This is a genomic window from Chitinophaga horti (assembly GCF_022867795.2).
Lineage (GTDB): Bacteria > Bacteroidota > Bacteroidia > Chitinophagales > Chitinophagaceae > Chitinophaga > Chitinophaga horti.
This window is the reverse complement of sequence record NZ_CP107006.1, coordinates 1,804,404-1,816,110: the sequence shown is the minus strand read 5'-3', so window position 1 is coordinate 1,816,110 and position 11,707 is coordinate 1,804,404. Positions and strand designations below refer to the sequence as shown.

The window sequence follows — 11,707 nt, the reverse complement described above, 5'->3', positions numbered from 1 at the left end:
ATGAGAGGCAAGCAGGGCTATATAATCATATTAGTTTGGGCCGTAATCGCGGCCTGCTCCACCACGAAGACCGTGCCCGAGGGAGACAGGCTGTTTACAGGTTCCGACATCAAATGGAATGGCAAGAAACCGAAAGATAAAGGCGCCTTGAATGGCGGCATGGAGAGCAGGCTGCGGCCTTCGCCCAATAAAAAAACGCTGGGCATCCCCTTCAAACTGCTGTTATATAACCTGGGTAAAGATCCGGGGAATAAAACCAAGGGCCTCAACTACCTGCTTCGCAAGAAATGGGGTGAAGCCCCCGTCCTGCTCAGCCAGGTGAAACCCGGCACCAACAACCTGATACTCGAACAATTCCTGGAAGATAACGGATACTTCCAGGCCGATGTGCGGAACAAAGTGAACCTGAAGGGAAGTAAAAAAGCCAGCATCAAGTACACGGCCACACCCGGTACCCGTTATACCATCGACAGTGTATATTTTGAGATAGATACCGGTGTGATGTCGCGGCTGATCATGGAGCAGAAAAGCAAATCGCTGTTAAAACACAACGCCATCTACCGATTGGATGATATTAAAGATGAACGCGACCGCATACACGATATTCTGAAAGAACAGGGCTTTTATTATTTCACACCGGATTATGTGCTGGTGCAGGTAGACAGTACCCACCAGGGCAAAGTAAACCTGTTCGTGCAGATCAAACCGCAAACACCTGCCACGGCTTTACGGCAGTATAAAATGCGCAACGTAACGTTGTACACCGATTACAGCCTGGACGAAGACACCATGCGTACGCGCAGCCGCGCTACTGACTCTGCGCGCGCCACGCGTGCAGCACGTAATGACAGCACCCGTCGCGGCCGCAAACGTCCTGGTTTCATCATCGTGGACCCGGACAGCCTTTTTAAACCGATCGTGTTCGAACGTTCTGTGTTCCTGCAGCGGGACAGCCTGTACCGTTTGAGTAGTCACAACATTACCCTGCAAAGGCTCGTGAACCTCGGCGTATTTAAGTTCGTTCGCGGGCAGTTCCGTACGGGCAGAGACACCGGTTCGCTGAACGCCAGCTTCTACCTTACCCCCTACCCGAAACGATCATTGCAGCTCGACCTGACGGGGTACTCGAAGAGTAGTAACTTCGTGGGATCGCAGTTGAATATATCGGCCAAGAACCGAAACTGGTTAAGGGGGCTAATCTCCTGGAGATCAAACTCGGCGGTGGTTTCGAGACACAAGTAGGTGGTGGCAGTACCCAGTTGAATACCAGCGGCTATAGCCTGACGGGCGACGTATCAGTGACCATCCCCCGCTTTGTAACGCCGATACGCGGCATCAACATACGAACGCCGTACGTACCACGAACGAAGTTCAGTATTGGTTATGAGCTGTTAAGCCGCCCGGCGATGTACAACCTGAACGCATTCTATTTCCAATATGGTTATCTCTGGAAGAAGACAAGATTTCTCGAGCATCAGCTGAATCCTGTTTCGATCACGTATGTGTTGCCGACGAAGGAATCAGTACTGTTCCTGAATCAAAAAGCGCAGGACCTTGCCATACAGCAGTCCATCACGAAACAATTCCTGTTAGGCGGCAACTATACGCTGACGTTCAATAACCTGGCGGAGAAGCGATACCACACCTTCTACGGCAGCTTCAACACCGACATTTCCGGCAACATTGCGGGGCTGGTCATTCCCAAGCAGGACAGTCAGCGGTTGATATTTAATAATCCGTTCTCGCAGTACGTACGTTTCTCCCTGGAGGGCCGTCACTACTGGAAGCTGAGCGACAACCTGACCTGGGTAAACCGTGCCCTGGCCGGTTACGGTATACCATACGGCAACTTCAGCACCCTGCCGTTCGTGAAACAGTTTTTCATAGGTGGTAGCAACAGCTTACGTGCCTTCAGGGCGAGAACACTGGGGCCGGGTAGTTATCGCGACCAGGGACTGGATACCGCCAGGCTGCTGGCTAACCAGGCGGGCGATATCAAACTGGAATACAACTCCGAGTTCCGCTTTAAACCGACGAAACTGGTGGAACTGGCAGCCTTCTTCGACGCGGGTAATATCTGGTTAAAAGAAAGCCTGGCCGGTAAAGAAGAAGGGAAGTTCGAACCCAGCAAGATGTTTGACCAGCTGGCCATGGGCACCGGTGTGGGCTTACGTATAGACGCATCCATCCTTATTATACGCTTTGATGTGGCGTTCCCGCTGCGCAAACCCTGGCTGCCGGAGGGACAGCGTTGGGTGGGCAACCAGATCAAATTCGGGGACCCCGACTGGCGGAAAGAAAACCTCGTATTGAACATTGCGATCGGCTATCCGTTCTAACCAACATATGAAAGTTTTATTTTATTAATTAAAACGCATTATATATATTTGCTATCCGTAGACTAATACCTTGCAGGCGTTCCGATACAGGAGCGTTTGCGAGGCGGTTAAAGCAAAGTGTATATGACCTACCCACTATCCTATCCCGGCGTTTGCCGCAGGGCCTTTAGCCTTTGCCGCAGGCATGCGCTGTACCTGATGCTGACCTTACCTGCGCTGTCGTTACGGGCCGGTGGGGTAACGCCTACGGACATCCAGCTTCCTGTAAAAGAAATTCACGAGAACAACCTGACCGGCACTGCCGTTGGCGCTTTTATGAGTAATGACGCAGCCGCATCTTCATACGCCTATACCCTGGTAGCAGGCGCGGACGATGTGGACAATGCCGCCTTTACGATTGACAGCAAAGGGGTATTGCGCGCGAACGTGGTGTTTGATTATGAAACCAAGTCGAGCTACAGTATTCGCGTAAGGGCGACCAACAACCTTGGCGAGTTCCTGGAGCGCACCTTTTCCATCCACATCGCCGATGTGTATGAAACGCCGGAGAAGCTGGACGCCAACAACATTCTTACCCCTAACGGCGACGGCATCAACGACCTGTGGGTAGTCAAAAACCTCGACCCCGGCAAGAACAATACCCTGGCTATCTACGACCGTATCGGTCGCATGGTATACACTAAAAAGAACTATCAGAACGACTGGAATGGCAGTGTAAACGGCAGTCACCTTGCGGAAGGCACCTATTATTATGTGCTGGACCTGGGGCCTAAGCAGTTTAAGGGGTACATTACCCTTGTGCGCGACAAGCGTTAAGATATCCGAACCATCATCTTATGAAGCACCTATGAAATTTCCTTTACTCACTAAAACTGCGCTGTCGGCGGCCACCTTACTGCTGTTACAAACAGGCATAAAGGCCCAGGAACTGGGTAACGAAACCCAGGTACAACATCCACTGGCCGCGCAGTACTTCATGAACCAGTACCTGGCAAATCCCGCGATGGCCGGGCTAGGCAAGGGTTTAAAGCTCGACTTTGCACACCGCCGCATGTGGCAGGAAATAGACGGGGGGCCAGTTACGACTTCCGTTACGGCTAACATCCCGGTGACGAGCCGCGTAGCTGCCGGTGCACAAGTATATTCAGATAAAGCAGGATTGCTGGGACAAACGCGCATTGCCGTTACCTACGCTTACCACCTGCCGCTGAACCTGGAAAAAGAAACGGCACTCCACTTTGGTTTATCGGGTGTGCTGGATAACAAACGTATTTCTTACAAAGGTATGCAGGGCGATCCCAATGATCCGGCCGTGGCGCGTTACAACGCCCGCGACAACTTTTTCGATGCGGACTTTGGGATGGCTTATACCAATCATAATATGACGTTACAGGCATCGGTGCCGAGCCTGTTCGCGAAGTTTACGAAAGATGAGTACGAAGCCTTTGACCGCGCACTGTTCTTTGCAGCGGCGAGTTACAAGGTGGAAACACACGACGGCACCATCTCATACATCGAACCGAAGATCTGCGTGCGCGGTATTAAGGGAGAAAGCAGCCTGATCGACATTGGCGCTAACCTCGCCGTGCTCGACGAGTTCGCCAACCTGTTCGCCATGTATCACTCCACCCGCAACTTCTCTGCGGGACTGGGTTTCAACTTTAAATCCAATGCCGGCCTGCAACTGATTTACAACTCACAAACCGCAGGCTTGAAGAATTATACGAGCGGTGCATTCGAGATCAATTTACATCTGAACTTATTCAGGAAGCTGGTTCCGCAAACGGAGCAATAGCAAGATTTATACCCTATGCCTAACGAAAAGGCCCGGAGTTCCGGGCCTTTGTTGTTTATATCTTCTGTCGTACAGTCTACCCCGGTTTCCCGGGCTTTACGCTATGATAACTTCGGTAACGTCGCAGCGATCTGCTCCCTGTTTACTTCGTACTGTGCGGGCAATTTGAGTGCTTCGCCCAGTGTTTCGAGCGATTCATCTACTGCGAAACCCGGATCGTCTGTAGCGATTTCGAACAGTACGCCGCCTGGTTCGCGGAAGTAGATGGAGGTAAAATAGTTACGGTCCAATACCGGTGTAATATTAAAACCTTTCTTCGCGATCGCTTCCTGGAACTCGAGTTGAGCAGCCTGATTTTTAACGCGGAAAGCGATGTGGTGAACCGAGCCGCCAGCTACGTGGCCGCGTTGTTCGCCGGCTGCTTCTACCAGGTCGATAATACCGGCGTTCGGATTACCTTCCAGTACGTAACGATAGCGGTTTACTTCCTGCTGCTGCAAAGTATATCCCAACAGTTCCAGTACCGCCACTGTAGGCTTAATACGGTTCAGCGTCAGTGTTACGTGATGGAAACCACCCAGTGCCACCTTACCATTAATATCGCCGGTTTCGTAAGGCGTAATCAGTTTGCTTTCGGGTACTGCTACCAGCTCCAGTTTCAGGCCGTCGGGATCGAGGAACGTGAGGTAGTCCTGGCCGAACTTTTGTGCAGGATTGTTGAAGATCACATTACGTGCTTCAAGGCGTTTTAGCCAGAAATCCAGGCTGCCTTCGGGTACTGCAAATGCCGTTTCAGTGGCTTGTCCGCTGCCCCTGCGGCCTAAAGTAATCCCTTCCCATGGGAAGAAAGTGAGTATGGTTCCGGGTTGGCCCGCGTAGTTGCCGTAATAAAAATGGTAAGTATTAGGATCGTCGAAGTTCACCGTTTTCTTTACCAGCCTCATTCCCAGCACCTGGGTGTAAAAGTCCAGATTTCTCTTTGCATTACCGGCGATTGCCGTTACGTGGTGGATACCTAAAATCTTGTTTTCCATATATTTTATTTAACAAGTCAAAGGTAGCGTTACCTGCAAAGTTGATAAATGGACTATTCAAATAAAACGATGGACATTTTATCGGAACACTACTACAAATTCTCCAGCGCTGCGCGGTCTTTCTTTGTAAGCCCCGCCACCACCAAGTCGTACGAGTGTTTTGTCCATTCCAGGATGAGTTTATCCGGGATGGTGCCGTCCATCAACACCGTGTTCCAGTGTTTCTTGTTCATATGATAACCTGGTTCAACGGCCGCGTAACGTTCGCGCAGTTCTACCGCCAGGTCGGGATCACATTTGAGGTTGGCGCTGGCGAAGAACTCGACACTGGTGAGTGCGAACATTTTGTTCATCACATAAAATACCAGCGTGCTTTCGTCGAAGGGAAACTTTTCCGAAGTGCCTTTGAGGGACAGGCAATAGTCTCTGAATTTTTCCAGGTTCAAGATATCAGGATTTTAGCCGATAAAGATAACATTAAAAAGGCCGGCCACCAACGTGACCGGCCCTTCATTATTTATGCAGATGCGTTTACTGTTTCCAGCCACCACCCAGTGCGCGGTATAATGTAACGACCGCCTGCAATTGCTGCAGTTTGTCGTTGATACCGTTCAGCTGTGCGGTGAGCAGGTTTTGCTCTGCAGTCAACACGTCTGTGTAGTTCGTGCTGGAGGAATAACGCAGCAGTTCCTTGTTAAACTCCACCGCCTTTTGCAGCGATTTCAATTGCTCCTGGCGGATCGTCATTTTCTCAGCCGCCGTGCGATAGCTGAATAACGCATCCGATACCTCCTGGGTAGCCGTGAGCATCGTCGATTTAAAGCTGTAGAACGACTCCTCCTGGTTCGCTTCTGCTACGCGCAGGCGCTGGCGGTTCAGGCCCTGGTTGAAGATTGGCTGTGTAAGACCGGCGACCAGGTTCCAGTAGAAGGTTTGGTCAAAAAAGCCTTTTAGCGTATTTACTGTTGCGAAACCACCGGTAGCGGAAATGTTTAGCTGCGGGTAGAAATACGTGCGGGCAACATTCGTCAGTTCGAAATTACTGATCAGCGAATATTCGGCCTGCTGAACGTCCGGGCGGTTGCTGAGCAAATGCACCGGCACACCGGCCTGCAGGTACTCCACCGTCTTTTGTTCGGCCAGGTTGCCGCGTACGATCGTATCTGCTGCGATGCCTAATAATACGCTGAGCGCATTTTCAGTTTCGCGGATGTTTTGTTTAATATCCGGGATGCTCACCTCGGCGGCATAGCGGTTCGCTTCACTGTTCACCACATCGGCACCGGTAAGCGTGGCCGCTTCTTTCAGCGCTTTGATCGTTTCTACATCGTTCTTACGGATCGCTACCGTTTGCTCGGTGATCTTGAGCTGTTGGTCCAATGCGAGCAGCGTATAATAACTGTTTGCGATGTTGGCGATCAACTGCGTTTGTACCGTGCGGCGGTAGGCATCGCTCGCCAGGAACTGTGCTACACGCGAGCGTTTAGTGCTACGTAATTTGCCCCAAACATCCACTTCCCAGCTCGCAGTACCCGTTAACGAGTACTGGTCGTACGAGGGAATGGATGCGCCGCTGGAGTTACCGAATGCACGGAGCTGCGCGGGTGATGGCTTCGCATGCGTAAAGCTGGGCGATACGCTTAATGTAGGCCAGAAGGCATCCTTGCTCTGGCGCAGGTTGGCGGCCGCCGCTTTCATACGCGCTATAGCTATTTTCAGGTCGAGGTTACTGTCGAGCCCCTGCTGAATGAGCGTACGTAACTGCGGGTCGCTGAACAGTTCCTGCCAACGGATATCTGCCAGCGTAGTCGTATCCGTAGTGGTGGCCGCGCCACGATACGTGGCGGGCGTTTGAATGTCCGGCTTCTCGTACTTCTGCGTGATCTTACATCCCGCCAGCACAACCGGTATACTTATGATGTATGCGATATATCTGTTCTTCATACTTTTCGTTTTAGTGAGCTGCCGGCACGGTTTGTAATCCGGTTTCATCTTCATCGTCTTCATCTTCCGGCCTCTTTTTACGGCCTACTTTCTCCTGCAATACCTGGAAAATCACGAACAGTGCAGGGATCACCATCACGCCGAAGAGCGTACCGATAAGCATACCGCCTACCGCACTGGTACCGATCGCGCGGTTACCGTTCGCACCGGCGCCGCTTGCAAGCATCAGCGGCACCAGGCCGAGAATGAACGCGAAGGAAGTCATCAGGATCGGGCGTAAACGGGCTACAGCACCATCTACCGCGGCATCCAGTACCGACTCGCCGTTGCGCCTGCGTTGTATCGCGAACTCCACGATCAGGATCGCGTTCTTCGCGAGCAGGCCTATCAGCATGATCAGCGATATCTGCGTATAGATGTTATTATCGATTCCGAAGATCTTGTTGAACACGAACGTACCCGCCAGGCCAACAGGCAGCGATAACAACACGGCGAAAGGCAGGATGTAGCTTTCGTATTGCGCACAAAGCAGGAAGTATACGAAAATCAGACAGAGGATAAAGATGTATACCGACTGGCTGCCGGCAGACAACTCCTCGCGGGTGATACCGGAGAATTCGTAACCATAGCCTGCAGGCAGCGTTTCGGCCGCTACCTCCTGTACTGCCTTGATCGCATCACCAGAGCTGAAGCCCGGGTTGGGTGAACCATTCACCGCGATAGACGTAAACAGGTTAAAACGGTTGATCGCTTCCGGACCGTACACCCTTTCCAGCGAAACGAATTCGCTGATCGGCGCCATTTGTCCGGCCGTATTGCGTACATACACGTTATTCAGACTGGCCTCACTTGTACGGTAGTTATAATCCGCCTGGATCATCACCCTGTACTGCTTACCGAACTGGTTGAAGTTAGATGCGTACACCCCACCGAAGTAACCTTGCATGGTGCTCAGGATCGAGCTGGGCGACACACCCGCATCCTTTGCTTTAGCGGTATTTACCGTCAGTTGCAATTGCGGGAAGTTCGGGTTGAACGTTGAGTTGATGTATTGTATTTCCGGACGGGCGCGCAGGGCGGTCTGGAAGTCGTTGCTCACCTTATAGAACTCCTGTATCGTGTGGCCGCCCCGGTCCTGCAACTGGAACTCGAAACCACCGCTTACGCTGAAGCCCTGTACCGTAGGGGGACTAAAGAAGATGATGCTGCTCGCCTCCCGAACACCCGCTGTTTTCGCGAACAGTTCCCCGATGATTTTTGTAGCATCTCTGCCGGGACGGTCGCCCCACTCCTTCAGTTCGATAATTACCATGGAGTAAGCGCTACCCGAACCCGCGATGAAGTTGGTACCTACCACCTGCAACGTATTGTTTACGCCGTCGATGCTACGGGCTATTTCCGCTACCTTTTTAGATACAGAATCCGAACGTTCCAGCGTGGAACCCGGCGGTAAGCTTACAGAAGCGAACACCGTTCCCAAATCCTCGCTCGGCACGAATGACGATGGCGTGGTTTTCATCAGCAAATACAGACCACCGCTGAATAACACGATGATCGCGATCGCCATCCATTTACGGATAGATAAGAAATGTACTGCTCTTTTATATTTACCTGTTACCGCATCGAAAGACGTGTTGAACGCCTTATAGAAACGCTGCAGGTAAGTCGTTTTCTTATGTTTATGCTCGTCGTGTGGTTTCAGCAACAACGCACACAGCGCAGGGCTGAGCGTTAAGGCGTTTACAGCCGAGAGGATGATCGAGATCGCCAGCGTAAGACCGAACTGTTTGTAGAACACACCCGCCGAACCGGTGATGAACGTTACGGGTACGAATACCGCCGACATTACCAGCGTGATGGACACGATCGCGCCACTGATCTCGTTCATGGCCGACAGCGTGGCCTTTCGGGCCGACTTAGCGCCATGGTCCAGCTTCGCATGCACCGCCTCGACGACCACAATGGCGTCATCCACCACGATACCGATTGCCAGTACGAGTGCGAACAACGTTAACAGGTTAATGCTGAAGCCAAATAAGTTGAGGAAGAAGAACGTACCCACGATCGCCACCGGCACCGATATCGCCGGGATCAGCGTGGACCGGAAATCCTGCAGGAAGAGGAATACCACGATAAACACGAGGATAAATGCCTCTATCAGCGTATGAATTACCTTGTCGATAGACGCATCCAGGAAGCGGTTCACATCCACCAGCACCGTGTATTTCACCCCGGGAGGGAATGACTTGGACGCTTCTTCCAATACCGTCTTACTACCATTGATTACATCCCGCGCGTTGGAGCCGGCAGCCTGTACCACCGCCACACCCACGGCCGGATGATCGTTTACGAGGTTATACGCCGAGTAACTCTGCGCGCCCAGTTCTACGCGGGCCACGTCTTTCAGCAACAATTGCTGCCCGTTGCCGATAGATTTAATAATGATATTTTCGAACTGCGATACATCTTTTAACCGGCCCGTGTACTTGATTACATACTGGAATGCCTGGTTACTGTTCTCCCCTACTTTACCGGGTGCCGCCTCAATGTTCTGCTCTGCCAGCGCCGCCGTAATGTCGGAAGGCATGAGCCCGTAAGCCGCCATCACCTGTGGTTTCAGCCAGATACGCATGGAATAGTCGCGGGAACCGAATACAGTTACATCGCCCACGCCGCTTACACGCTGGATTTGCGGCACGAGGTTGATCTTCGCATAGTTCTGCAGGAAAGTCTGATCATAGGCCGGGTTCTCACTATTGAGGGCGAAGATCAGCAGGTTACTCGACTGCCTTTTGATGACCGTTACACCTGCCTGCGTTACCTCTGCCGGTAACAGGCTGGTGGCGCGGGATACGCGGTTTTGTACGTTCACCGCGGCCAGGTCGGGGTTGGTACCCACTTTAAAAACGACCGTGATCGTAGCAGTACCTTCGTTCGTGGAAGTAGACGTCATGTACGTCATATCTTCCACCCCGTTGATTTGTTCTTCCAAAGGGATGATAATGGAATTGAGTACCACATCGGCGTTAGCGCCAGGATAACTGGCGGAAACCTGCACGGTGGGCGGCGCAATGTCCGGGTATTGAGCAATCGGCAGCGTTACCAGCCCCAGTACACCCAGGATCACGATGATCACAGAGATAACCGTAGACAGTACCGGCCGTTCTATAAATTTTTTAAGCATAAAGTCTGTTTAGTTGTCAATGCCAGCCGGCGTTACTGTTTGGGGCGGATCTTCGCGCCATCTTTCAGATCAGTGATTCCTTCTACCACGATTACGTCGCCTTGTTTCAGGCCTTCTTCCACCACGAAAGATTTACCGTCGGGCGTAGCACGTACCGTAATGGGCACACTTGCTACCGTCGTATCCGGCTTCAGCTGCCATGCAAAACGTTTGCCCTGCAGGTCGTAAGTAGCGACCTGCGGGATCACGAGCGCAGAATCCATTTCACGGGGGATACGTACCGTACCACTACCACCGCTGCGTAAAATACCGAGCGGGTTGGGATAGGTCGCGCGGAACTGTACCGAACCGGTTTCTGAGGTAACCAGTCCGCTGGCGGTTTCGATCTTACCTTCCTGGTCGTAAGTTTCGCCGTCGGGCAGAATGAACAGTACATGGGGTGCGCTTTTCAGTTTTTCCTGGATGGTGGCGCCTTTATACATACGCGATACCGCCAGCAACTGCTTCTCGTTCACGGAAAAGTAAGCATATACGTCGCCGGACTGTGAAACCGTCGTCAATGGCTGGGCCGAGCTGGCACTCACCAGGGCGCCTACTTTGTTAGGGATCGTACCGATCACACCATTCACCGGGCTGGTGATGGTGGTATACCCAACGTTCGTACGGGCATTGGCCAGGGTAGCGTTGGCCTGGGCAAGCGCAGCCTTCTTCGCCTGAAGCGAATACTCCGCACTTTCCAGTTCATATTTACTGATGATGTCTTTTTCTACAAGCGGGCGCACCTTATTTACCTGCATTTCTGCCGTGCTTACCTCTGCCTGTGCAGTTTTGATACCAGCTTCCGCCGTACGTAATTCCTGTTCGTACATCGGGTTGCTGATGCGGAACAATACTTGTCCCTTTTTCACCGTGGCACCTTCGTCCACAAAAACTTTCTCCACAAAGCCGTCGATCTTGGGACGAATCTCCACGACTTGCTGCCCCTGGATAGTGGCCGGAAAATCTGTGTAGAGTACTGCTTTACCAGCTGTCACTGTTTGCACCTTGTAATCCTTAACGCCTCCCGCACCGGGCATTCCCGCCTTCTTTTTTTCTCCGCAGGACGTCAGCAGCACACCTGCCATTAACATCCACATATAACCGTAGCAATAATTGTAACACTTCATATAGTGAGTTCTGGTTTTGAGCTTATTTGAAAAGTTTTCCATGTATACCAAACGACCTGCCAGGAAAACAACACCGGAACACGGTGAAAAGTTCTTTTCTCATACAGATACGGGTTTGTGAAAGGTTTCCTTACGTAATGATACCCCGCAAGGTACGAACGACCGGTTTGCCACCTGGGTTTTTAGCGATGAAACTGGGATTTCCTGCGACGAGCATGTATGAGTTAAGCGATCACTTGTTAACT

At 51.9% G+C, this 11,707-nt stretch carries 9 protein-coding genes; 4 read left to right on the top strand and 5 right to left on the bottom strand.

Annotated elements, in window-relative coordinates; translation table 11 throughout:
- The 4 genes from MKQ68_RS07320 to MKQ68_RS07305 all read left to right on the top strand — a co-directional run bounded on the left by MKQ68_RS07320 (position 1) and on the right by MKQ68_RS07305 (position 4,134).
- Positions 1 to 1,242 (top strand): BamA/TamA family outer membrane protein, encoded by a 1,242-nt coding sequence (locus tag MKQ68_RS07320; protein ID WP_264282719.1) that lies wholly within the window; start codon positions 1 to 3, stop codon positions 1,240 to 1,242.
- 17 nt (positions 1,243 to 1,259) lie between these two features.
- Positions 1,260 to 2,339, top strand: a complete 1,080-nt coding sequence (locus MKQ68_RS07315) for an outer membrane protein assembly factor (protein ID WP_264282718.1) — start codon at positions 1,260 to 1,262, stop codon at positions 2,337 to 2,339.
- 123 nt (positions 2,340 to 2,462) lie between these two features.
- Positions 2,463 to 3,155: a T9SS type B sorting domain-containing protein gene (locus MKQ68_RS07310; RefSeq protein ID WP_264282717.1), complete on the top strand. Its 693-nt coding sequence runs from the start codon at positions 2,463 to 2,465 to the stop codon at positions 3,153 to 3,155.
- A 31-nt stretch (positions 3,156 to 3,186) separates the two neighbouring features.
- Positions 3,187 to 4,134 carry a PorP/SprF family type IX secretion system membrane protein gene (locus MKQ68_RS07305; RefSeq protein WP_264282716.1) on the top strand — a complete coding sequence of 316 codons (948 nt, stop codon included), beginning with the start codon at positions 3,187 to 3,189 and terminating at the stop codon, positions 4,132 to 4,134.
- 101 nt (positions 4,135 to 4,235) lie between these two features.
- Here MKQ68_RS07305 and MKQ68_RS07300 read toward each other — a convergent pair whose 3' ends face one another.
- The 5 genes from MKQ68_RS07300 to MKQ68_RS07280 all read right to left on the bottom strand — a co-directional run bounded on the left by MKQ68_RS07300 (position 4,236) and on the right by MKQ68_RS07280 (position 11,462).
- Positions 4,236 to 5,168 (bottom strand): ring-cleaving dioxygenase, encoded by a 933-nt coding sequence (locus MKQ68_RS07300; protein WP_264282715.1) that lies wholly within the window; start codon positions 5,166 to 5,168, stop codon positions 4,236 to 4,238.
- A gap of 92 nt (positions 5,169 to 5,260) precedes the next feature.
- Complete coding sequence (locus MKQ68_RS07295; RefSeq protein WP_244838483.1) at positions 5,261 to 5,614, bottom strand: MmcQ/YjbR family DNA-binding protein; 354 nt, start codon at positions 5,612 to 5,614, stop codon at positions 5,261 to 5,263.
- Between the two features lie 85 nt (positions 5,615 to 5,699).
- Positions 5,700 to 7,112 carry an efflux transporter outer membrane subunit gene (locus tag MKQ68_RS07290; protein WP_244838484.1) on the bottom strand — a complete coding sequence of 471 codons (1,413 nt, stop codon included), beginning with the start codon at positions 7,110 to 7,112 and terminating at the stop codon, positions 5,700 to 5,702.
- A 10-nt stretch (positions 7,113 to 7,122) separates the two neighbouring features.
- Positions 7,123 to 10,296 carry an efflux RND transporter permease subunit gene (locus MKQ68_RS07285; protein ID WP_264282714.1) on the bottom strand — a complete coding sequence of 1,058 codons (3,174 nt, stop codon included), beginning with the start codon at positions 10,294 to 10,296 and terminating at the stop codon, positions 7,123 to 7,125.
- Positions 10,297 to 10,328: 32 nt separating this feature from the next.
- Positions 10,329 to 11,462 carry an efflux RND transporter periplasmic adaptor subunit gene (locus MKQ68_RS07280; protein WP_264282713.1) on the bottom strand — a complete coding sequence of 378 codons (1,134 nt, stop codon included), beginning with the start codon at positions 11,460 to 11,462 and terminating at the stop codon, positions 10,329 to 10,331.
- Positions 11,463 to 11,707 lie beyond the last annotated feature (245 nt).